Below are 21,992 nucleotides of genomic sequence, written 5' to 3' on the forward strand. Positions count from 1 at the left end.
ATTTCCTGGAAAACAGGCAGGCCGCGATTATCCCACCGCAGCCTGCCGTTTGTTTTCACGGGGTCAACACCAGGTCCTGGAAATCGAAACTGAAGTCGGTCAGCGACGAAACCGCCTGCATGCGCACCTCGCGCACCTTGCCGTCCGGATCCAGGCTGAAGTTCACGAACGCATCGGCGTTGAGCGAGCGGTCGTCCCAGCGCACGATGAACGTATCGTGCTGCCAGTGCTCCATCGTGCCCACCAGCTGCGCCGTCCTGCCGAAACGCAGGCGCAGCTTGCCGGCACGCTGCTCGACGAACACCTCGCCATACCACGGGTCGCGGTAGGTGCCGGCGTAGCGGGCCAGCGGCAGCGACGGCGTGGATTTCGGATCGCGTGCCGCCTGGTGCGCCGCCCAGCCCTCATCGGCCTTGTCCTGCGCCTTGGCCACCGCCGCGGCATACGCCGCCACCCAGTCGGTGGCCGGCGCCTTGAGATAGGCGTCCAGCACGTCCATGGTGACCGCGTTGAAGGCCGCGCCCACTTCCTGGTTGGTCAGCACCACGATGCCCAGCTTCTGCTCCGGCACCAACGTCACCCGCGACACCATGCCCGGCCAACCGCCGGTGTGCCACACCAGCTTCTGGCCCCGGTAGTCGCTCAGGCTCCAGCCCTCGCCGTAGCCGGCGAAGTTCGGGCGCGCGGCAGCCAGGGCCGGCACGCTCGGTTCGGGCACCACCTGCGGGGTGATCATCTGCCACATCGCCTGCTGGCTCTTCGGGCTGAACAGCGCGGTGCCGTTTTCCAGCTTGCCCTGCGCCAGCTGCACGTTCATCCAGCGCGCCATGTCGTGCACGCTGGAATACACCCCGCCCGCGCCGGCGTTGTTGGACCAGGTCAGCGGCGCCACCGTGCGCAGGTCGGTGAAGTCGAACTTGGCATGCCCGGTGGCGGCCTTGTCGCCCGGCTTCAGGTGGTCGGCATTGAAGCGGGTGCCGGCCATGCCCACCGGGGTGAAGATGTGCTGCTGCAGGAAGTCCGCATACGACTGCCCGGAAACCTGTTCGATCACCTGCTGCGCCACCGCATACAGGATGTTGTCGTAGGCGTAGCGGTCGCGGAAGCCGGCTTTCAGCGGCACCTTGCCCAGCCGCTGCACCACCTCGGCGTTGCTGTAGGTGGTGGTCGGCCAGAACAGCAGGTCGCCCGCGCCCAGGCTGAGCCCGCTGCGGTGCGACAGCAGGTCGCGGATGCGCATTTCGCCGGTCACGTACGGATCGGACATGCGGAACGACGGCAGGTGGTCGATCACCCGGTCGTCCATCTTCAGCTTGCCCTGCTCGGCCAGCAGGTTCAGCGAGGTGGCCGTGAACGCCTTGGTGTTGGAGGCGATGGCGAACAGGGTGTCGGCCTCGACCGGTGCCGGCTTGCCCAGCTCGCGTACGCCATAGCCGCGCTCGAAGACGACCTGGCCGTCCTTGACCACCGCCACCGCGATGCCGGGAATGTCGAACTGGCTGCGCACGCGTTCCACCGTGGCATCCAGCCGCTGCAGTTCGGCCGGCACGGCTGCCGACGCCAGGGGTGCGCACGCCAGCAGCACAAGGCCTCCGATCCAGGATGTGTTCAATCAGTGTCTCCGGTTGCATGTTGCAGGGGCGTCGAGGCCACCGACGGGTCGGTTACGCCAGGTTTCGCGCGATGGTAACGCGGCCGGCCGCAGGCTCGCCTGTGCCAGAAGCCGCCCACCCCGGAGCACCCGCATGACCGTCCCCACCGACCGCGGTTCCACCATCATTCCCTGCCTGCGCTATCGCGACGCGCGCGCGGCCATCGCCTGGCTGGAGCGTGCGTTCGGGTTCACCGCGCAGGCCGTGTACGCCGAAGGCGACCTCGTGTACCACGCACAGCTGGTGTACGGCTCCGGCATGATCATGCTCGGCTCGGTCGACAACGGCGGCGACTGGGGCAAGCTCATCGTGCAACCCGATGACGTCGAGGGCCGCGAAACCCAGAGTGCCTGCGTCATCGTGACCGACCCCGATGCCCACTACGAGCGCGCGGTCGCCGCCGGGGCCGAGCTGGCGATCGATATCGCCGACCAGGACTACGGCGGCCGCGGCTATGCCTGCCGCGACCTCGAGGGCCACCTGTGGTGGTTCGGCAGCTACGACCCCTGGAAGGAGACCGACGCTTGAAGCACGCTGTTCCCGGACCGATTCATACCGGCATCGGCGGTTGGGTGTTCCCGGCCTGGCGCGGTGGCACGTTCTACCCCGCCGGCCTGCCGCAGCGCGAGGAGCTGGCGCATGCCAGCCGCCAGCTTGGCTGCATCGAGATCAACAGCACCTTCTACCGCGCGCAGAAGCCGGCGGTGTACGCGCAGTGGCGCGAGCAGACCCCGCCGGGCTTCAAATTCTCCGCCAAGGCGCCACGCACGATCACCCAGACCCACGACCTGGCGGCGGCCGGCGCACGCGCCGACAACTTCATCAACGGCATCACCGCGCTGGAGGATCGCCTGGGCCCGCTGGTGTGGCAGTTTGGCGATACCCATCCGGCGGGTGCACAGGAGTTCGATCGGTTCCTCGATGCCCTGCCCGGCAAGGCCAATGGACAGCTGCTCCGGCACGCACTGGAAGTGCGCAATGCCGCGGCGTGGACGCCGGAGCTGGTGGCCGTGGCGCGCGCGCACGGCGCGGCCCTGGTGTTCAGCGGCTCGGCCGATTACCCCAGCTTTGCCGACCCCACCGCGGATTTCATCTACGCCAGGCTGATGCAGTCGCGCGCCAACCTGCGTGCCGGCTACCCCGAGCGCACGCTGGAACAGTGGTGCCTGCGCGCGATGCGCTGGGCGCGTGGCGACGACAACCCCGACCTGCCGCACATCACGGCCGACGCCCCCGCCAGTGGGCCGCGCGAGGTGTACATGCTGTTCATCGGCGCCGCCAAGCACCGCAACCCGGGCGCCGCGGTGGCGCTGCGGAAACAACTGCAGCAGGTCGGCGCGTAGGGCCGGGCAAGGCCCCGCGCTATCGGGGCCTTGCCGATTGACGCACAATACGCGGATGCCGATGACCGACACCCGCAAAGCGCTGCTGCAAATCCACTTCTGCGTGCTGCTGTGGGGCATCACCGCCATCCTCGGCAAGCTCATCAGCCTGCCCGCGTTGCCGCTGGTGTGGTGGCGCATGCTGCTGGTGGTGGCCATGCTGGCCCTGCTGCCGCGCGTCTGGCGCGGGTTGCGCCAACTCTCCCCCGCCCTGTTCGCCGGCTACTGCGGCGTGGGCGCGCTGGTCGCCCTGCACTGGCTCACCTTCTACGGCGCGGTGAAGCTGGCCAATGCCTCGGTGGCGGCCACCTGCATCGCGCTGGCCCCGGTGTTCACCGCCGTCATCGAACCCTGGGTCGCCAAGCGCCCCTTCCAGCTGCGCGAACTGGCCTTCGGTATCGCCGTGCTGCCGGGCGTGGGCATGGTGGTTGGCGGCGTGCCTGACGGCATGCGCGTGGGCGTGCTGGTCGGCGCCATGTCCGCATTGCTGGTCGCCATCTTCGGCTCGCTCAACAAGCGGCTGGTCAGCCACGCCGACCCACTCACCGTCACCGCGGTGGAACTGGGCGCCGGCACCGTCACCCTGACCCTGCTCGCCCCGCTGCTGCCGTTCCTGCTGCCCGCGCTGGCCAGCCCGCTGTGGGTGATACCCGACCTGCGCGACGGGGTGCTGCTGCTGGCCCTGGCCGGCGTGTGCACCCTGCTGCCGTTCGCCCTGGCGCTGGTCGCGCTGCGCCACCTCAGCGCCTACACCGTGCAGCTGGTCACCAACCTCGAACCGGTCTACGCGATCCTGTTGGCCATGGTCCTGCTGAGCGAACAGCGTGAACTCACCCCGCTGTTCTATGCCGGCGTGGCGATCATCGTCGGCGCGGTCTTCCTGCACCCGCTGTTGAACCGGCGCAAGAAAGTGCAGCATCCCGAGATCCTGGGCACCGCCGAAGCGCGCAACATCGCCGAGTGAAGAACCGGAACCCGCGCGACGGGTGGAGCCGGCGGGTAGAGCCGACGGGTAGAGCCGACTGTTAGTCGGCTGCCTTTCGCGCGAAAAGCAGCGGACTAACAGTCCGCTCTACCGATCCGTTTTCCGGTCCGTTTTCCCGATCCGTTTCCCGATCCGTTTCCCGATCCGTTTCCCGATCCGTTTTCCCGATCCGTTTTCCCGATCCATTTCACCGATCCATTTCACCAATCCGTTAACCGATCCACTTTTTACGGGCCAACGCTTCCGGCATCAGCGTTCGGGCCAGTACCATGCCGGCGCGTCCAGCACGCCCTGGCCCACCAGCGTCGTACGGCTCATCTGCTTTTCCAGCGCGATCGACGTGCACGACTCTGCCTCGCGCAGCGCCGCGATCAACCGGCTGGCATGCGACACCACCCACACCTGGCTGCGCGCCGCCGCCCCGATGATCAACCGCCCCAGCGCCGGCAGCAGGTCCGGATGCAGGCTGGTTTCCGGCTCGTTGAGCACCATCAACGGCGGCGGGCGCGGCGTATGCAGCGCCGCGATCAGCAACAGATAGCGCAAGGTCCCGTCGGACAGCTCCGCCGCACCCAGCGGCCGCAGCAGACCGGGCTGGTGGAACTTCAGGCTCAGGTGATCCTCACTCGGCTCAATGTAGACCCGCGCCCCGGGGAACGCATCGTCCAGCGCTGCCGCCAGTGCATCCGGATCGCCGATCTCCACGATCGTCCGCCACGCCGCCGCCAGGTCATGCCCATCGTGGCTCAGCACCGGCGTACGCGTGGCCAGGCTCGCCTGCCGGGCCGGCGCATCCCGGTCACTGCGGAAATGATCATAGAAGCGCCAGCTGCGCAGCGTCTCGCGCAGCCGCAGCACCTCCGGCATCCGCTGCGGATCGGCCACCTGCGTAAACAGGCTTTCGTGCACCGACAGGTTCGATTCCAGCACCTCCCAGCTGCGCCCACTGCGCCGCCGCACCATCGCCCCGCGCCGCTCCACCAGCACGTTGCTGCTGCGCAGGAACGGCCCGGCCCAGATGCTCTCGCACTTGATCTGCGGGTCCAGGTTGAACATCGAATGCGAATCGGCCACCGGGTAGCCCAGATCGATCGCATACCCGAAATCATCCGCCGCAAAACCCAGCCGCAGCGCCACCGACGCCTGCCGCGGCCCGCCCTGCACCGGCACCTCGCCCGACAGCATCCGCCGGTCCAACCGCTCCGGACCGGCCCACAGCGCCGACTGGAACCCGCCCTCCCGCGCCAGCGACGGCGTCACTCCTCCCCGCGCCGTATCGGCCAGCAGCCGCAGCGCGCGGTACAGGCTGGACTTGCCACTGCCGTTGTCACCGGTGACCAGGTTCAATGCCCCCATCGGCACGACCAGATCGTGCAGGGAACGGTAGTTGGAAATGGCGAGGGTCTGCAGCACGGAAGGACTCCGCAGGGAAACAGGCGTGCAGGATGACAGCGATAGGTCGCAGGTATTGCGATTGATGGCGCAATTGACCCCGTCAATCGTCACGCCAAAGCCGCCGGGCACGGCAGGGCTCTACGGCTTTTCAGCGAATCACCGGCACACTGTCAAAGGCTGGCGGGGGTGGGTTTGCGGGACCGTAGAGCGCCATGGATGGCGCGAACGAGCTTACATGGGTGAAGGCGCACTGCTTGCGAGGCACTGCCTCGCGTGCGACTGAACGCACAGCCGCTGGCGGCTGGGCCGGGCCGCGGAGCGGGACTTGCAGCGTGTCCCGCAAACCCACACCCGCCAGCCAAACCAGGCACGCCCGCAGACCAAGGCTCTAAAACTCAGGGCGCCAACTCAACCCGATTCCGCCCGTTGCCCTTCGCCCGGTACAAGGCGGCATCGGCGCGCTCCAATGTCTGCTCCACGGTGTCACCTGAACGATGCGCCGCGACCCCGATACTGACCGTCACCGGAAACCCCAGCGGCAGGTCGGAAACCGCCATCCGCAGGAAATCGCACTGCAGTTCCGCCGTGCGCAGGTCCGTATCGGGCATCAGCACCACGAACTCCTCCCCGCCATAGCGCGCCGCCAGCCCGCGGCCCGAGAACTGCGCCCGCAGCAGCACCCCCAACTCCGCCAGCACCCGGTCGCCGGTCGCGTGCCCGTTGAAATCGTTGATCTGCTTGAAATGATCGATATCCACCAGCGCCACCGCCGTCTGTCGTGGCTGGCCGTCCGCATCCAACACCGACGCATCCAGTGCCACCGCCATCGCCCGCCGGTTCGGCAGTCCCGTCAGCACATCCGTCCGGCTCTGCTCGGCCAGGTCCGCGTTCTGCGCCAGCAGCACATCGTGGTACTCGCCCAGCAACCGCTCGTAATCGTCGCGCTCCACCATGTGCGTCTGGATGTCCAGCGCAAACCGGCGCAACTCCATCACCAGCATCACCTGCCGCGACAGTGCCGCCAGCGCCTCGGTCTGCTGCGCATCCAACCGCTGCGGCTGCGGATCGAACACGCACAGCGTGCCCATCGGCAACCCCTCCGTACTCACCAGCGGCGCCCCCGCGTAGAAGCGCACCTTCGGGTCACCGGTCACGATGGGATTGTCGTGGAAGCGCACATCGCGTTGCGCGTCCTCGACCACCATCACCTGTTCCGGCTGCAGGATCGCATGGCCACACATCGACGCCGAGCGTGGCAGCTCCTGCGCCTCCGTCCCCTGGATGGATTTGAACCATTGGCGTTCAGCGTCGATCAGCGTGACCGCCGCCATGGAGGCGCCACACACCGCCTTGGCGATGGTCACCAGATCCTCGAAGGACTTTTCCTTCTCCGAATCCAGGATGCGGTAGCGATACAGTGCCGCCAGGCGAACCGCCTCGTTGACGGGCTTCTCGGGCTTGATCATGCAGCGGGTCGAATCCGGGAGCTGGCCACAGTCTAGCCCGATCACCCGAGGCAAAGGTTACCCGCCGGTGCAGGACCTACCAGTCCTGCTGCTGCGGCAGCAGCCCCTTCAATTCCGCATCGGTCAGGTTGCGCCACTGGCCCGGCTTGAGCGCCCCGATCTTGACGTTGTCGATGCGCACCCGGCGCAGCTGGGTCACCCGGTAATCGAACGCCGCCGCCATCAACCGGATCTGCCGGTTCAGCCCCTGCTGCAGCACGATCCGGAAGCCGAACTTGGCGATGCGCGAGGCCCGGCACGGCAGCGTCGTTTCATTGTGGATGCGCACCCCGCGCGCCATGCCGCGCAGGAACTCGTCGGTCACCGGCTTGTTCACCGCCACCAGGTATTCCTTCTGGTGGTTGTTCTCCGCGCGCAGGATCTGGTTGACGATGTTGCCGTTGCTGGTCATCAGGATCAGGCCTTCCGAATCCTTGTCCAGCCGGCCGACCGGGAAGATGCGCTGCTCATGGCCGACGAAATCGACGATGTTGCCCTTCACCGCACTTTCAGTGGTGCAGGTGATGCCCACCGGCTTGTTCAGCGCGATGTACACATGACGGCGGCCACCGGCCTTTTTTGCCTCGCGCGCGCGCAGCGGCTGGCCGTCGACCAGCACCACGTCGCCCTCGCCGACCACCGCACCGGTACCGGCCGGGTGGCCGTTCACGGTGACGCGGCGCTCGCCGATGATGCGGTCGGCTTCACGCCGGGAACAGAAGCCGGTTTCGGCAATGAACTTGTTGAGTCGGGTTGTCATCACGCCATTATCCGGCAAAACCCCGTCCGGCGTGGCATCAGGCGACCAGCGGATCATCCGCCGGCAGCGCCTGTTCACCGTCGCAGACCTGGTTGCGCCCCGCGCGCTTGGCCCGGTACATCGCATGGTCGGCGCGCCGCAGCAGCCCCGCCAGGTCATCACGGCCCGGGCGCAGCACCGCCAGCCCGATGCTCACCGTCACCGCCAGACCGGAAATGCCCAGCGGCACGGTCACCGTCGGAATCTGCCGGCGCACGCTTTCCAGCCGCGCCAGTGCCGCGCCGTGGCTGGCGCCCGGCAGCAGCACCAGGAATTCCTCGCCGCCCATGCGGATCACGTCGTCCTGCAGCCGCACCGCGCCGCGCAGGCCACGCGCCACCGCCACCAGCACCTGGTCGCCGACCTCGTGGCCGAAGCGGTCGTTGATGTCCTTGAACAGATCGATGTCCAGGAAGCCGATCGCCAGCGGCTGCTGCTCCGCGCCCGCCCGTTCCAGATGGCGGGCCAGCAGGTGCAGCCCGTGGCGGCGGTTGGGCAGGCCCGTCAACGCATCGGTATCGGCCAGCTGGCGCATCTCGTCGCGCTGCTGGCGCAGCCGGCCCAGGCGCAGGTTGAGCGCATAGGCGGCCATCATCAGGAACCAGGTCGCCGACAGCTGCAGCGCCTCGATCCGGTACGCGGTCAGCCAGTGTGCGTGCAGCGCGTCGGCAATGATCAGGATCCACCACGGTGCCAGCGCGAACAGCCCCGCCGCCGCATAGCCATCGCGCTGCACCAGCGCCCACAGGCCCACCCCGAGGCAGACCACGCAGCCCAGCACGAACACTGCTTCCAGCGCAGCCGCCATCCAGGCCAGCCCGGCCTTGCCCATCCATGGCACGCACAACCCGGCCAGCACCAGTCCCCACAGCACTGCGCGCTGGCCGCTGCCTGAGCCCGGCCACAACCGGGCGCCGCCGTTGAGCCGCCACAGGATCGGCAGCAACAGCGCCAGCGCGAACGTGCTCAGCGCCACCAGCCACCACGACGCGCGGTCGTGCACCGGCAACCACGGCTCGGGGTACCCGCTGAGGCCACCCAGCACCGCCTGCCACAGCACGAACACCGCGCAGATCGCCACGTAGTAAAGGAAGGTGCGGTCGCGGGCGGTCACGAACCCCATCAGCGCCGACAGCGCCAGAGCGATTGCCACCGCGATGCAGGCCGCGCGCACCAGCAGGCGGGCGGTATCGTTCTGCTGCACCGGGCTGGGCGCGCCCAGCCGGACGGTCGGAATCCAGCGCGGCTTCAGCGGGGCGGCCCATGAAACGATGATCGGCTCGCGCTCGCCTGCCTTGGGCACCACCACCATGCCGACCCCGGCGCGGAAGCGCGAATCCCGGGTGCGGGCATCGTGCATGCTGCCGCAGATCTGGCGGTCGCCGTGACTGATCCGGACCTCCCCGGTCAGCACCCCGAACACATCCACTGCCTGTGGCGCACCGGACCAGCCGCCTGCAGGCGCCGGAATCGAAAGGATGTCCTGGTGATGGGCCAGCACCTCGGGTGAACACGGGCGCTGCGGGGCCTGCTGGTCGGTGGCGGCCCCCAGCAGCAGCACATCACGGCCGACCTGGGCCGTGCCGGCCAACGCCGTGGCCGACAGCAGCAGCCACACCAGGCCGGTCAGCCACCTGATGGCCCCGCTCATCCCCTGCATCCCGCCGTCGCTGCGCCTCACACCATCACCCTGTCGCCCTGCACCGCCATGCACACCGCATGGCGTCCCCGTGGCGATTATCGCAAGAAGGCGCGCCGGTGCACGTCACAGTTCAGGAAAGGCGGCTGGACGGCACCGGGGTTTCCCGCCACAGCGAGGGCTGGGTGAGCTTTTCCAGCGGCATCGGCCGTTCGATGGCATACCCCTGCAGCCCTTCCACCCCGAGCGCCCGCAGCTGCGCGGCGATCTCTTCGGACTCCACCCACTCGGCGGTCACGCTCATGTGCAGCTCGCGGCCGATTTCGGTGATGGCGCGCACCGTGGCACGGCTGACCGGATCGATATCCATGTCGCGCACGAACACCCCATCGATCTTGAGCATGTCCGCCGGCAGCTGGCGCAGGTAGCCGAACGAGGACAGCCCGGCACCGAAGTCGTCCAGTGCCACCCGGCAGCCCCGCGCCTTGACCCCTTCGACGAAGCTGCGCGCCTGGTCCAGGTTGCTGATCGCCGCGGTCTCGGTGATCTCGAAACACAGCTTGCGCGCCAGCCCGCGGTTGCGCTCGAGCAGGTCGCAGACGAAGGCCAGGAACGTCGGCTCGGCGATCGACTGGGCCGATACGTTCACGTTGCACAGGCCCAGCCGCTGCACATGCGCCGGGCACAGCTGCAGGTGGCGGAACAGCAGCCCCAGCACGTGCCGATCCAGCGCCATGCCCATGCCATAGCGCTCCACGGCCGGCATGAAATCGCCCGGGCCCTGCAGCTGGCCGTCGGTACCGCGCATGCGCACCAGCACTTCGTAATGCAGGAAGCCCGGGTCGCCCACCTGCTCGATGCGCTGGGCGTACAGCAGCATGCGGTTTTCGGCGATCGCGCTGGACACATGCGCCAGCCGGTCTGCTTCCAGCAGCCGCTCCTCCAGCGCCATCCGGTTCTCGTTGAAACAATGCACGCGGTTGCGACCGGCCTGCTTGGCCGCATAGCAGGCGCTGTCGGCCGCGCTCATCAGCCAGTTCACATCGGCCACCTCCGCGGTGATTTCGACCACCCCGATGCTGCAGCTGACCCGCGGCAGCCCGTCGTCGCGCTGGAATCCGGCCTGGCCCAGGTTGCGTGCGATCCGCTGCAACACCTCCTTGGCTTCTTCCTGGCGGGCGTCGGCCAGGAACATCGCGAACTCGTCACCGCCCATGCGGCCCACCCAGTCCCCTTCGCGCACCGCACCTTCCAGGTAGTCGGCAAAGCCGCGCAGCAACTGGTCACCCGCCGCGTGGCCAAGGCCATCGTTGACCAGCTTGAAATAGTCCAGGTCCAGGTAGCACAGGCTGTGGGTCCCGCCATGGCTGCGCACATCCAGCAGCGCCAGTTCCAGCAGGCGTTCGATCTCGCGGCGATTGACCAGCCCGGTCAGCGGATCATGGCTGGCGTGGTGCTCGACCTCGCGGGCCAGGGCGTGGTTCTGCGAGACGTCTTCAATGATCGCAAACACCGAGACCTCACGGCCGGGGCTGCGCACCAGGGTGCCGCTCCAGCGCCCCCACAGCAGGCCGCCGTCGGCATGCCGGAAGCGCAGTTCGCCCGGGCGCAGCTGGCGCGGCCAGTCGATCTCGCCGGCCTCGTCGAGCACCAGCTCGCCATCCACCAGCAGTTCCGGCAGCTCCATCCCCAGCAGCGCGTCGCGGCGATAGCCGAGGATATCGGCCATGGCCTGGTTGGCTTCGACAATGCCCCCGGCGTGGTCCAGCTTGAGCATGCCCACCGTGGCCTGGTAGAACGCGGCGCGGAAGCGGCTTTCGGTGTCGATCAGGTCATGGCGCACGCGTCGTGACAGCAGCACGGCAACCACGGTGATCAGCAGAACGGACAGGCCACCGACCACCAGCGTGACCATGCGCACGATGGAAGCCGTATTGAGCAGCGCCAGCGAGAAGGCCCGGGCCTGCGCCTGCAGGCTGCGGTCCAACGCCTGCAGCTGGACCAGCAATGCTTCGCGCATGGCGGGCTCCACGCGGCCGTCGGCGTGCATCGCCTCGGCGCTGTCCATCATCGCCTGCAGCTGCGCCAGGCCATGGTCGGTCTGCTGCCACAGGTGCACCGCATCGCGGAAGTAACCGAGATGCCCCAGGTAGCGGAACGACAGGATCAGCCGGTTGATGTCGCCCGGCTGGTTGCCACCCTGCAGGAAGCCTTGCCGCGCCCGCGCGAGATCCACGTCGTCCTGTTCCAGCGCGCGGCGTGCGTCCAGGTCACCCAGCGGCACCTGCAGCGCCGCGCGCGCTTCGGCCAGTGCGGCCGGGTTGCCCGAGGTGAGGTATCGCTCCAGCGCGAAGGAGGCATGCTGCTGGCTGCGCGACCAATGGCTCTGCCCCACGATCCAGGCGGTGGAGGCGCCCTGCAGTTCCTGGATCAGCGCCGACAACCCCACCAGCCCGACCGCCATGCCGGTCAGCAGCACGAACCGCAGGGTCAAACCCCGCGTCACATGCGGCACCGCGGTACTGCCCACATCCCTGCTGCCTCCCAGCATCGCAGATCCCTCCGGCGCCCATGGGTGCTTGGCATAGTCCCCTGTAATTGCAGGCTAGGTCCAGCCTTGTTGAAACGGCGCGAAGTTTCGCCGTCAGATCGGTCAGGTAGCTGAAACAACAACGCCAGCCCGAAGGCTGGCGTTGCTGGCTGCGGCGATGTGGAGCGATCAGCCGTTGCGCGGACCGCGCGGCTTGAAGCCGTCACGACGCGGGGGACGGTCGTTGCCGCCCGGACCACCTGGACCACGGTGACCACCCGGACCGCCCGGCTTGCCGCCGCGGCCGAACTTCGGCTTGAACGGCGGGCGTGCCGAACCCGAGCCTGCGGTGTCTTCACCCGGCTCGACCTTGCGCATCTGGAGCTGCTGGCCCGACACCCACACCTTCTTCAGGTGGCTGAGCAGGTCGGCCGGCATTTCCGCCGGAAGATCCAGGATCGAGAAGTCGTCACGGATGTCGATGCGGCCGATGAAGCGGCTTTCCAGCCCGGCTTCATTGGCGATCGCGCCGACGATGTTGCCCGGCTTGACCCCGTGCACATGGCCCACTTCGATGCGGAAGGTTTCCATGCCGGGTTCCGGCTCGCCGCGCGGGGCGATTTCACGCCGCGGGGCCCGTTCGAAGCCACCGTCGTTGCCGCCGAAATCGCCTTCCGGACGCGGCGGACGCGGGCCGCGGTCGTCTTCACGGCGCGGGCCACGCTCGAAGCGCGGTTCGAAACGCGCCGGGCGCTCGCCACGGTCGTTGCGGTCGGCACGCGGGTGCGGCGCACGCTCTTCACGGGCACCACGCACCGGCGGGGTCAGCAGGAACGGCGAATCGCCCTGCAGCAGCTTGGCCAGCGCGGCGGCGATGTCGATCGCCGGCACGTTCTTCTCGCCTTCCAGCTTCTGCAGCAGGTCGCGGTAGAAATCGGTGCCGCCGGCATCGAGCGCATCGCTGATGCGGCTCATGAACTTGTTGATGCGGGTGTCGTTGACCGCGTCCACGCTCGGCAGCTGCATCTCTTCGATCGGCTGGCGGGTGGCGCGCTCGATCGCACGCAGCATGCCCTTTTCGCGCGGGGTGGCGAACAGGATCGCATCGCCGGTGCGGCCGGCACGGCCGGTACGGCCGATGCGGTGCACGTAGCTTTCGGTGTCGTACGGAATGTCATAGTTCAGCACGTGGCTGATGCGCTCCACGTCCAGGCCGCGCGCGGCAACGTCGGTGGCCACCAGGATGTCCAGCTTGCCTTCCTTCAGCATGCCGATGGTGCGCTCACGCTGCGCCTGCTGCATGTCGCCGTTGATGGCGGCAGCGGCCAGGCCACGGGCCTGCAGCTTTTCCGCCAGTTCTTCGGTGGCCGCCTTGGTGCGCGAGAAGATGATCATCGCGTCGAACGGTTCCACTTCCAGGATGCGGGTCAGCGCGTCCAGCTTGTGCATGCCGCTCACCCACCAGTAACGCTGGCGGATGTTGGCCGACGTGGTGGTCTTGCTGACGATGGTGACTTCGGCCGGGTTCTTCAGGTAGGTCTGCGCGATGCGGCGGATCTGCGACGGCATGGTGGCCGAGAACAGCGCCACCTGGCGGGTTTCCGGCAGCTTCTTCAGCACGGCTTCGACGTCGTCGATGAAGCCCATGCGCAGCATTTCATCGGCTTCGTCCAGCACCAGGGTCTTCAGCTCGGACAGGTCCAGGGTGCCGCGATCGAGGTGATCGATCACGCGGCCCGGGGTGCCCACGATGACGTGCACGCCACGGCGCAGGGCCTGCAGCTGCTGGCCGTACGGCTGGCCGCCGTAGACCGGCAGCACGCGGAAACCGGGGATGCCCGACGAGTAGGTCTGGAACGCCTCGGCGACCTGGATGGCCAGTTCACGGGTGGGCGCCAGCACCAGCACCTGCGGCTTGGTCTGGTTGAAATCCAGGTTGGACAGGACCGGCAGCGCGAAGGCGGCGGTCTTGCCGGTGCCGGTCTGGGCCTGGCCCAGCACGTCGCGGCCTTCCAGCATCGCCGGGATGGTGGCGGCCTGGATCGGCGACGGGGTTTCATAGCCGACGGCGGCAACAGCCTTCATCACAGCGTCGGACAGGCCGAGGTCTGCGAACAGCAGCGGCGTGGGGGATTCTTGGGACATGGGGAACTCCGAAGCCACTACCGTTTTACGTGGCAGTGGCATAAAAAAGGGGATGGTCCGCGCTTTGGGCGCCCTTTCTTATCGCGTGCCCTGGCGCTGCTCGGTCGGAGGAGAATTCACTCGCTCAGGGCGCGATGATACCGCATGAATCCTGAACCACGTGTACAGATTTCAGCGCGGCGGCGGTAAACGCCGCGTGCTGGCGCACAATATGCGCCCGATTTCGGCGCGGCCCCGCTCCGCGCCCCTTCACAGGATACCCCGCTCCATGCAGACCCTCGAATTTGAACTGGACAGCGAGTACGTGGAACTGAAGCAGCTGCTGAAGCTGGCCGACCTGGTGACCAGCGGCGGCGAAGCCAAGACCGTGATCGGCGACGGCCAGGTGCTCGTTGACGGCGAAGTGGAGCTGCGCAAGGCCTGCAAGATCCGCGGCGGCCAGCAGGTCCAGTTCGGCGACACCGTGATCAACGTCATCGCCGACAGCGACGCCCCCTGATCCCGTGTGACGACCAACGGTCGTCACCTACCGGTGTGGACCGACGGTGGTCACCTGCCGGTGAGGTGCGCGGCAATCAGCTGCCGGAACGGCGCCACCCCGTGGGCCAGCCGCAGCCCCGCCCGACGCAGCACCCGCGCCGGCAGGCGGTCATCGGTATAGAGCGTGGCGATCGCATTGGTCGCCTCGTACAGCGGCCGTGAGGCCAGCCGGTGCCCCCGCTCATAGGCGGCCAGACCGGCCGGAGCGGCGATATCGTTCCCCCGCCCGGCCGCCCGGCGCAGGATCGCGGCCAACCGGTCCTGGCTCTGCAGGCCCAGGTTGAAACCGTGTGCGGTGACCGGGTGCATGCCCACCGCGGCATCGCCGATCAGCGCGCAGCGCGCGCCCACGAAGGCAGTGGCGTAGACCCCCACCAGCGGGTACGCATTGGGCCGCGCCACCGGCGTCATCTCCCCCAGGCGGTGTTCGAAACACGCACTGATGCTGCGTCCGAAGGTCGCCGCGTCCTGCGCCAGCAGCCGTTCGATTTCACGCGGTGGCAGGGTGATCACCGCCGAGGCCTGGTCGCCGTTGAGCGGCAGCAGCGCCATGGTGCGGCCATAGCCGAACCACTCCCACGCAGTGTGCTGGTGCGGCACCTCGACCTGCATCCGGCAGACCAGCATCGATTTGCCGAAATCGCGCATGCGCGCGCCGATGCCCAGCATGCGCCGGGTGGACGAGAACCGGCTGTCGGCCGCCACCACCAGCCGCGCCTGCAGCCGGCGCCCATCGGCAAGGGTCACCTCGCTGTGGCGCTCACCGGGCACGATGCCGCGCACGCTGCACTGGTCGAGGATCTCCAGGTCGGCCTGGCCCTGCACGCTGTCCCATGCCGCGCGGCGGATCAGGTGATTGGGCACCAGCCAGCCCAGGTCGCTGCCGTGCGCGTCGCGCGCGGCGAAGGTCAACGCGAACGGTGAACCCCCATCCATGACCTTGGCGTCGCGCAACGGCGAAATTTCAGCGGGATCCAGTCGCTGCCACAGGCCCAGCTGCTCCAGGATGTGCCGCGAGGCATGGGTGAGCGCGATCTCGCGCCCGTCGAAGGCGGCCTCGGCCAGCGCCGCGCGCGGCTGCTGCTCCACCACCGCCACCCGCAGGCCGCTGCCGGCCAGCGCGCGGGCGAAACACAGCCCCGCTGGCCCAGCGCCCACCACCAGCACATCCACCGCCTGCACTCCGCGATCGTCCTGCATGATCCGTTTCCGTTGCGTTTCCACGACCGAGCTTACCGCTCGCGGCTAGGCGCGCTCTTGATCTGGATCAGCCGCGTCGGCGCCGGTTCACGCCAGCCCGTGCAGCAGGCGCCACAGCAACAGCACGATGCCCAGCATCGAAACCACCCAGACCAGGCTGCGCACGTAGGGAATGCCGGCGGCATACAGCGGCACGTAGACCAGCCGCGCCCAGAAATACAGCTGCACCGCCAGCGCGGTGGTGCTGTCCTGGCGCTGGGTGAGCACTACCGCCAGCACGGCGGCGGCGAAGAACGGGAAGGTTTCCAGGAAGTTGGCCTGCGCCCGCTGCAGGCGTGCAGCCAGCGGTCCCGGTGGCGGCGCGACGCCATCGCGGGCCGAGGCATTCCAGGCCAAGCCGCGTTCGCGGGTGACCGCGCCTGCGGCGATCATCACCTGCACCAGGCCCAGCACGATGGCCCAACCCAGCATCTGGATCTCGATACCCATGCATTTCTCCTGCGGTCAGGGCGCGGCGGCGCGGACGCTGTAGCCGGCCAGGCGCCAGACCTTGTCTTCATCGAAACGGAACGACACCAGCTCGCGGACCGGCTGGGCGTTGTTGGCGAACTTGGTGGGGAAACTGACGTTGATGTAGAGGCCCTCGGGCACGGTCGCGCCCGGCTTGTACTTGACCCTGGTCACGACTGGCTGCCCGCGCGAGAGCAGCGCGCCGAGGCGTTTGCGGTCGCCGTCGAGCTGGGCCACGAAAGCCTGTTCGGTGACGGACTTGCGGGCCACCTCGGAAGCACCCTTCCAGGCCTCGGCAGCGCGACCGGTGTCAACCAGGGTCGCCACCTTCAAGCCGGCCGCAGCCATTTCCTGGTCCTGCTTCTGCACCTGCGCCTGCTGCTGCGGGGTCAATGCCGGGCGTGCCGGTGCGGCCGGGGCGACAGGTGCGGGGCGCGCGGGCGCCGGGGCCGGGGTGGCCGGCGGCGGGGTCTGGGCCAGGGCAACGGCGGGAAGCAGGAGCGACAGCAGCAGCGGAACGCGCATCGGGACACCGTAGGCAGCAGTGGACTGCATTGCAGTCTACGGGAATGCCGTGAGCAGGCCGTCAGTTGCGTTCGGCCGCCTCGGCGGGGGGCTGGTCGGCGTCGCTGGCGGTGCGTTCGGCCACCGCATCACGCGGCTTCCCGCCGGTGGGCAACAGCGTGGACACATCGATTTCCGACAAGGGGCTTTCGTCCGGGCAGGTCGCATCCGGGAAACCAAAACGCTGTTTGAGCGTCTGCCCGCAGCGGGTAATCACGTCCAGTTCGCTGCCTTCGCGCTTGCACTCCTGGTCGAAGGCGACCAGGAACGCGTCCTTGCGGCGCACGAAATCGTCGCCGCACTTGCGCATCTGCTTGATCCGCTCCAGGTCGTCCTGCACCGCATTGGTGCCGTCCAGGCCGAACTGGCGCAGCTCCTCGCTGCTGAGCAGGCGCAGGCTGCGGTTGGGCACGGTCATCATCAGGTCGGCCACGCCGACGGCCACGCCGTTGCGCTGCAGGTAATCCTTGACGTTGTCGTAGACCTCGTGGAGTTCCAGGTTGAGCTCGGCACGCGAGGTCGCCTTCGAACTGATCCGCATCATGCGGTGGATGCCGACCTTGCCCGACACCAGCCGGTTGTCACCGGCCGCCAGCACGAACACGCAGGCGCTGTGGCAGACCGAGCCTTCGCGCACCCAGATGGTCCAGTTGGATTCGCCGATGCGGTCACCGGCGACGATCGCCGCTTCGACCTGGCCACCGCTGGAATCCAGGTCCAGGATGCGCCGCGAGACGCGCTGGGCGTCGGCCACCAGCGCGATCCGCGCCACCAGTTCGGCGAACCCGGGATTGATCTTGCCCGCGTAGCGCACGCGCAGCAGGCCACGTTCCACGCACGGGGCGATGGCCGCTTCCAGGCTCGCCCGGTCCAGCGCCTCCAACGCGGCGCCGTCGCCGCCGTCGTTGGCGTACTCGGTGTCGCAGCTGAGCCAGGCCTTGCCGTTGTCCAGCGCTACCGTGGGCCAGCCCTGCTCGCCCTTGCGGGGCGGCGGCGGTGGCGCGGGCGGTGCATCGGCGGCGTTGAACGACACCATGTGGTCGCCGTCGGCGGTCTGCGCCCGCACCGCCTTGTCGGCGGCGGTGACGTTGCCGGGGTTCTCCAGCTGGCTGCAGGCGGCCAGCCCCAGGCACAACAGCAACAACCCGCACGACTTGAGCAGCATGGACACCCGGCTTCCAGACAAAGGGCGTGCCGAAAACGGCACATGAAGGCACAGTCTAGTGCGCCCGGCCGGCATCGCGGGAACCTGCCCTGAACCGCACCAGGCGTGCCCGGCATTGCTGTCCGAAAACGGCGAGCCGGGCCCTGGCCGGGCGCATAGACTGGGCTCCATGGACACCGCCCTGCCCCTGGACTACGCCGCCTGCGAAAGCGCCCGCCTGGCCCGCGATGCGCGCTTCGACGGCGTGTTTTTCACTGCCGTGCGCAGCACCGGCATCTACTGCCGTCCGGTCTGCCCGGCGCCGGCGCCGAAGCCGGTCAATGTCGACTACTACCCCACCGCCGCCGCTGCGGCGGCGGCCGGCTTCCGCCCCTGCCTGCGCTGCCGGCCGGAACTGGCCCCGGAGGCGCAGGACGCACTCAGCAACGAAACCCTGCAGCGTGCTCTGGCGCTGATCCACGATGGCTTCCTGCAGGATGCGGCGGTGGGCGACCTGGCCGCCCGGCTCGGCCTGAGCGCGCGCCAGCTGCAGCGGCTGTTCGTGGCGCGGCTGGGCGCGGCCCCGGCGCAGATCCACGCTACCCGCCGGCTGCTGCTGGCCAAGCAGCTGCTGACCGAAACCGCGTTGCCGGTCACCGACGTGGCCATGGCCGCCGGCTACAACAGCCTGCGCCGATTCAACGCCGCGTTCGTGGAAGGCTGCGGCATGCCGCCCACCGCGATCCGGCGCCAGCGCGGCGTGCTGGCCGACGGCGCGCTGACCCTGCGCCTGGGCTACCGGCCGCCGCTGGATTTTGCCGCGATGCTGGGCTTCCTGCGCCGCCGCTGCATTCCCGGCATTGAGCAGATCGACGACACCAGCTACCAGCGCGTGATCGGCCCGGCCGAACGCCCCTCGGTGATCCGGGTCACCGCCGACCCGCGCCGGCCCGAGCTGCTGCTGCAGCTGGGCCAGGTCGATCCGCGCGCGATCCCCGGCATCGTGCGCCGGGTGCGGCGCATCTTCGACCTGGACGCGGACCTGCGCATCGTGCACGCCACGCTCGGCCAGGATCCGCTGCTTGCGCGCGGTATCGCCGCACGTCCCGGGCTGCGCGTACCCGGCGGTTGGGATGGCTTCGAAGTGGCGGTGCGCGCCGTGCTGGGCCAGCAGGTCAGCGTGGCCGCGGCCATCACCCTGGCGCGGCGCGTGGTAGACCGCTTCGGCACCGCGCTGGACGGCATGCCCGAGGGCCTGGACCGCCAGTTCCCCACGCCGCAGCAGCTGGCCGACGCGCCGCTGGAAGGCATCGGCCTGCCGCGCACCCGAGCGGCCACCGTGCGCGCGGTGGCCGCCGCCGTCGCCGACGGCAGGCTGGATTTCCATGCCGGCCAGCGCCTGGATACCTTCATCGAACGCTGCGTGGCGCTGCCCGGGATCGGGCCGTGGACCGCGCACTACATCGCGCTGCGCGCCTTGGCGCTGCCCGATGCCTTCCCCGCCGGCGACCTGGTGCTGCAGCAGGTGCTGGGCGGTGATACCCGCCTGACCGAGCGTGCCACCGAGGCCCGTTCGCAGGCCTGGCGGCCCTGGCGTGCGTACGCCGTGCTGCACCTGTGGCATCTGGCCACGTCCGCTTCGGAGTAACCGCATGAACCTGCTCTACGACACCTTCGACAGCCCCATCGGCGCCCTGACCGTCGCCGGCGACAGCCAGGGCATCCACCACATCCTGTTCGAAAACAACCGCTACGACGCCAAGGGCCGCGCACAGTGGCAGCGCGATGCGCATGCGCTGCGCGAAGCGCGCACCCAGCTGCTGCAGTATCTGCGCGGCGAACGCAGCGGCTTCGAACTGCCCCTGGCCCCGCACGGCACCGGGTTCCAGCTGCGCGTATGGAAGGCGCTGGCCGACATTCCGTTCGGCGAAACCTGGAGCTACGTGCAGCTGGCACGCCACATCGGCCAGCCCACGGCCAGCCGCGCGGTGGGCGCAGCCAACGGACGCAACCCACTGCCCATCGTGCTGCCCTGCCACCGCGTGATCGGCAGCAGCGGCGCACTTACCGGTTTCGGTGGCGGCCTGGAAACCAAGGCCGCATTGCTCGAACTCGAATCGCGCACGCAGCCGCTGTTCGCCTGACCGTGCCATCGGTTGTCTTCGCCGCGTCACTGCGGCGGACTATCATGGGCCGATGATTTCCGTTCGCCTTTCGCTGGCGCTTGCCGCCGCCCTCGCGCTGACCAGCTGTGCCAGCGCTCCGCCCACGCCCACGCCGCCAACGGCGGCTGCCGCCGGCGCCGCTGCGGTTGTGGCCACTACGCCGAAACTGCTGCTGGTCTCGATCGACGGCCTGCGTGCGGACATGCTCGACCGTGGCATCACGCCGAACCTGTCGCGCATCGCGCACGACGGCGTACGCGCCCGCTGGATGACGCCGTCGTACCCGTCGCTCACCTTCCCCAACCACTACACGCTGGTCACCGGGCTGCGCCCGAACCACCACGGCATCATCCACAACAGCATGCAGGAAGAGGTGCTGGGTCGGTTCCAGGTCAACCTGCCGGAGGCGGTGACCGATTCGCGCTGGTGGGGTGGCGAGCCGATCTGGGTCGGCGCGGAGAAGGCTGGCCTGCGCAGCGCCACCTGGTCGTGGCCAGGCAGCGAGGCGGCCATCCAGGGCGTGCGGCCGAGCCAGTGGCGGGTCTACAGCCCCGATGTGCCCCTCGCCGACCGCGTCGATGACGTGTTGCGATGGGTCGGCGATGACGGCGCGGATGCGCCGCGACTGGTCACCCTGTACATGGAGCAGGTCGACAAGGCCGGCCACCATTACGGTCCGGATTCCCCCGAGTACGCCGCCGCCATCGTCCAGGTGGACACGGCCATCGGTCGCCTGCTCGACGGCCTTGCGGCACGCGGCCTGGATGGCAGCACCAACCTGATCGTGGTCTCGGACCACGGCATGGCGCAGGTACCCGATGGCCAGACCATCGCGGTGGAAGACATGGTCGACCCCGCCATCGCCAGCAATGTGTCGACGGGCCAGTCGATCGGCTTCGCCCCGCTGCCTGGAAAACAAGCGGCGGCCGAGGCGATCCTGCTGGGCGCGCACGCGAACTACGACTGCTGGACGCGGCAGACGCTGCCGGCGCGCTGGGAGTACGGCTCCAATCCGCGCATCCCGCCGATCATCTGCCAGATGCACGAAGGCTGGAACGCGCTGACCCGTGAGCGCCTGGCCGAGCGCAAACCCGGCGACCGTGGTTCGCACGGCTACGACAACGCCCTGCCCTCGATGCGCGCGATCTTCATCGCCCGCGGTCCATCGTTCAAACAGGGCGCCACCCTGCCCGGCTTCGACAACGTAGACCTCTACCCGTTGATGACACGTCTGCTGGGCATTCCGGCCGCCCCGAACGATGGCAATCCCGAGACACTGGTTCCTGCGTTGAAGTGATTTTGATTGCTGATGGGTTGGCGCGAATCGCAGCGTTTCAGTTTTTCCGTGCTGGGGAGGCCGACGGGCAGCCCCTTACGGGACACGCCTTAAACCCATCCTTGGGGGCTTGGCAAAAACATCCATGTTTTTGACAGTCCCTACAGGAGCTGCCCGCCGGCCTCCCCGACAGATGGTCGCGTGCGGATACGAAAATCAGACACGCATGGCGTGTCCCTACGCAGCGGGTACGCCGAATGAACGTGGGGCCGGGTACCCGGCTGGGTACGCTGAATCAACCTCGTCCGGTAGCGTCGGTTCCCGAACGACGGCATGCAGCGCCACCGCGGCCGGTAACGCATGAAGATGATCGACACCGCCGTTGATCTTCCGTGGCCACCAACACACCGTCGAGGGTCGGCGGGGGCGGGTTTGCGGGACTGTCAAAAACATGGATGTTTTTGCCAAGCCCCCATGGATGGGTTGTGGTGGTCAAGTTTTTCTGGACACTCTCAAGGGGCGTTCAGGCCACCTGCGCTTCGTGGAGCGCAGGCGGTACCA

Annotated in this window: 18 protein-coding genes; 7 read left to right on the forward strand and 11 right to left on the reverse strand. The window is 68.5% G+C overall.

What is annotated here, in order from left to right; genetic code table 11:
* Window positions 1-55: 55 nt before the first annotated feature.
* Complete coding sequence (locus ACQG3P_RS04745) at window positions 56-1,612, reverse strand: serine hydrolase (RefSeq protein ID WP_068850409.1); 1,557 nt, start codon at window positions 1,610-1,612, stop codon at window positions 56-58.
* 133 nt (window positions 1,613-1,745) lie between these two features.
* Here ACQG3P_RS04745 and ACQG3P_RS04750 point away from each other — a divergent pair, with 133 nt between their 5' ends.
* Genes ACQG3P_RS04750 through ACQG3P_RS04760 form a run of 3 tightly spaced genes read left to right on the forward strand, consistent with a single transcriptional unit; the run spans window position 1,746 to window position 3,998 of the window.
* The gene (locus tag ACQG3P_RS04750; protein ID WP_426804340.1) at window positions 1,746-2,180 is read left to right on the forward strand and encodes a VOC family protein; all 435 of its coding nucleotides are present in this window, start codon (window positions 1,746-1,748) and stop codon (window positions 2,178-2,180) included.
* Window positions 2,177-2,995, forward strand: coding sequence for a DUF72 domain-containing protein (locus ACQG3P_RS04755; protein ID WP_426804341.1), 819 nt, complete (start codon window positions 2,177-2,179; stop codon window positions 2,993-2,995). Before ACQG3P_RS04750 ends, ACQG3P_RS04755 begins: the two co-directional genes overlap by 4 nt.
* A gap of 55 nt (window positions 2,996-3,050) precedes the next feature.
* A complete protein-coding gene (locus tag ACQG3P_RS04760; protein ID WP_426804342.1) occupies window positions 3,051-3,998 on the forward strand; it encodes a DMT family transporter in 948 nt (315 codons plus the stop codon).
* Between the two features lie 270 nt (window positions 3,999-4,268).
* Here the strand turns inward: ACQG3P_RS04760 and ACQG3P_RS04765 are convergent, their stop codons facing one another.
* The 6 genes from ACQG3P_RS04765 to ACQG3P_RS04790 form a co-directional block, all read right to left on the reverse strand.
* Window positions 4,269-5,432, reverse strand: a complete 1,164-nt coding sequence (locus tag ACQG3P_RS04765; protein ID WP_426804343.1) for an AAA family ATPase — start codon at window positions 5,430-5,432, stop codon at window positions 4,269-4,271.
* Between the two features lie 377 nt (window positions 5,433-5,809).
* On the reverse strand, window positions 5,810-6,880 hold the full coding sequence (locus ACQG3P_RS04770; protein WP_426804344.1) for a sensor domain-containing diguanylate cyclase: 1,071 nt from the start codon (window positions 6,878-6,880) through the stop codon (window positions 5,810-5,812).
* Window positions 6,881-6,956: 76 nt separating this feature from the next.
* Window positions 6,957-7,679: a pseudouridine synthase gene (locus tag ACQG3P_RS04775; RefSeq protein ID WP_093533149.1), complete on the reverse strand. Its 723-nt coding sequence runs from the start codon at window positions 7,677-7,679 to the stop codon at window positions 6,957-6,959.
* A 37-nt stretch (window positions 7,680-7,716) separates the two neighbouring features.
* Entirely contained in the window at window positions 7,717-9,369 is a 1,653-nt protein-coding gene (locus ACQG3P_RS04780; protein WP_426804345.1) for a sensor domain-containing diguanylate cyclase, read from the reverse strand.
* A gap of 121 nt (window positions 9,370-9,490) precedes the next feature.
* Window positions 9,491-11,908: a putative bifunctional diguanylate cyclase/phosphodiesterase gene (locus ACQG3P_RS04785; protein WP_426804346.1), complete on the reverse strand. Its 2,418-nt coding sequence runs from the start codon at window positions 11,906-11,908 to the stop codon at window positions 9,491-9,493.
* Between the two features lie 168 nt (window positions 11,909-12,076).
* A complete protein-coding gene (locus ACQG3P_RS04790; protein WP_426804347.1) occupies window positions 12,077-14,032 on the reverse strand; it encodes a DEAD/DEAH box helicase in 1,956 nt (651 codons plus the stop codon).
* Window positions 14,033-14,300: 268 nt separating this feature from the next.
* Between ACQG3P_RS04790 and ACQG3P_RS04795 the strand changes: the two genes are divergently transcribed.
* Window positions 14,301-14,531 (forward strand): RNA-binding S4 domain-containing protein, encoded by a 231-nt coding sequence (locus ACQG3P_RS04795; RefSeq protein WP_068850383.1) that lies wholly within the window; start codon window positions 14,301-14,303, stop codon window positions 14,529-14,531.
* A gap of 50 nt (window positions 14,532-14,581) precedes the next feature.
* Here ACQG3P_RS04795 and ubiM read toward each other — a convergent pair whose 3' ends face one another.
* The 4 genes from ubiM to ACQG3P_RS04815 form a co-directional block, all read right to left on the reverse strand.
* On the reverse strand, window positions 14,582-15,772 hold the full coding sequence (ubiM, locus tag ACQG3P_RS04800) for a 5-demethoxyubiquinol-8 5-hydroxylase UbiM (RefSeq protein WP_426804348.1): 1,191 nt from the start codon (window positions 15,770-15,772) through the stop codon (window positions 14,582-14,584).
* A gap of 87 nt (window positions 15,773-15,859) precedes the next feature.
* Window positions 15,860-16,261, reverse strand: coding sequence for an MAPEG family protein (locus tag ACQG3P_RS04805; protein ID WP_093533144.1), 402 nt, complete (start codon window positions 16,259-16,261; stop codon window positions 15,860-15,862).
* 15 nt (window positions 16,262-16,276) lie between these two features.
* Window positions 16,277-16,807: a DUF4019 domain-containing protein gene (locus tag ACQG3P_RS04810; RefSeq protein WP_426804349.1), complete on the reverse strand. Its 531-nt coding sequence runs from the start codon at window positions 16,805-16,807 to the stop codon at window positions 16,277-16,279.
* A 61-nt stretch (window positions 16,808-16,868) separates the two neighbouring features.
* Window positions 16,869-18,008: a hypothetical protein gene (locus tag ACQG3P_RS04815; RefSeq protein ID WP_184125494.1), complete on the reverse strand. Its 1,140-nt coding sequence runs from the start codon at window positions 18,006-18,008 to the stop codon at window positions 16,869-16,871.
* Between the two features lie 172 nt (window positions 18,009-18,180).
* Between ACQG3P_RS04815 and ACQG3P_RS04820 the strand changes: the two genes are divergently transcribed.
* The 3 genes from ACQG3P_RS04820 to ACQG3P_RS04830 are packed head-to-tail and all read left to right on the forward strand — an operon-like array spanning window position 18,181 to window position 21,452.
* Window positions 18,181-19,638 (forward strand): AlkA N-terminal domain-containing protein, encoded by a 1,458-nt coding sequence (locus ACQG3P_RS04820; protein WP_320458877.1) that lies wholly within the window; start codon window positions 18,181-18,183, stop codon window positions 19,636-19,638.
* A 4-nt stretch (window positions 19,639-19,642) separates the two neighbouring features.
* Complete coding sequence (locus ACQG3P_RS04825) at window positions 19,643-20,134, forward strand: methylated-DNA--[protein]-cysteine S-methyltransferase (protein ID WP_093533142.1); 492 nt, start codon at window positions 19,643-19,645, stop codon at window positions 20,132-20,134.
* A 52-nt stretch (window positions 20,135-20,186) separates the two neighbouring features.
* Window positions 20,187-21,452, forward strand: a complete 1,266-nt coding sequence (locus ACQG3P_RS04830) for an ectonucleotide pyrophosphatase/phosphodiesterase (RefSeq protein ID WP_426804350.1) — start codon at window positions 20,187-20,189, stop codon at window positions 21,450-21,452.
* The last annotated feature ends 540 nt before the right edge of the window (window positions 21,453-21,992 follow it).

It is taken from the genome of Stenotrophomonas sp. SrG, from assembly GCF_050031795.1.
GTDB classification, from domain to species: Bacteria; Pseudomonadota; Gammaproteobacteria; order Xanthomonadales; family Xanthomonadaceae; genus Stenotrophomonas; species Stenotrophomonas rhizophila_A.

Excerpts from the sequence above, each read along its gene's own strand:
- ACQG3P_RS04790 (WP_426804347.1), bottom strand. The coding sequence starts at position 14,032 with ATGTCCCAAGAATCCCCCACGCCGCTGCTGTTCGCAGACCTCGGCCTG.
- ACQG3P_RS04785 (WP_426804346.1), bottom strand. The coding sequence starts at position 11,908 with ATGCTGGGAGGCAGCAGGGATGTGGGCAGTACCGCGGTGCCGCATGTG.
- ACQG3P_RS04820 (WP_320458877.1), top strand. The coding sequence starts at position 18,181 with ATGGACACCGCCCTGCCCCTGGACTACGCCGCCTGCGAAAGCGCCCGC.
- ACQG3P_RS04780 (WP_426804345.1), bottom strand. The coding sequence starts at position 9,369 with ATGAGCGGGGCCATCAGGTGGCTGACCGGCCTGGTGTGGCTGCTGCTG.
- ACQG3P_RS04760 (WP_426804342.1), top strand. The coding sequence starts at position 3,051 with ATGCCGATGACCGACACCCGCAAAGCGCTGCTGCAAATCCACTTCTGC.
- ACQG3P_RS04750 (WP_426804340.1), top strand. The coding sequence starts at position 1,746 with ATGACCGTCCCCACCGACCGCGGTTCCACCATCATTCCCTGCCTGCGC.
- ACQG3P_RS04805 (WP_093533144.1), bottom strand. The coding sequence starts at position 16,261 with ATGGGTATCGAGATCCAGATGCTGGGTTGGGCCATCGTGCTGGGCCTG.
- ACQG3P_RS04795 (WP_068850383.1), top strand. The coding sequence starts at position 14,301 with ATGCAGACCCTCGAATTTGAACTGGACAGCGAGTACGTGGAACTGAAG.
- ACQG3P_RS04775 (WP_093533149.1), bottom strand. The coding sequence starts at position 7,679 with ATGACAACCCGACTCAACAAGTTCATTGCCGAAACCGGCTTCTGTTCC.
- ACQG3P_RS04825 (WP_093533142.1), top strand. The coding sequence starts at position 19,643 with ATGAACCTGCTCTACGACACCTTCGACAGCCCCATCGGCGCCCTGACC.
- ACQG3P_RS04770 (WP_426804344.1), bottom strand. The coding sequence starts at position 6,880 with ATGATCAAGCCCGAGAAGCCCGTCAACGAGGCGGTTCGCCTGGCGGCA.
- ACQG3P_RS04810 (WP_426804349.1), bottom strand. The coding sequence starts at position 16,807 with ATGCGCGTTCCGCTGCTGCTGTCGCTCCTGCTTCCCGCCGTTGCCCTG.
- ubiM (WP_426804348.1), bottom strand. The coding sequence starts at position 15,772 with ATGCAGGACGATCGCGGAGTGCAGGCGGTGGATGTGCTGGTGGTGGGC.
- ACQG3P_RS04830 (WP_426804350.1), top strand. The coding sequence starts at position 20,187 with ATGATTTCCGTTCGCCTTTCGCTGGCGCTTGCCGCCGCCCTCGCGCTG.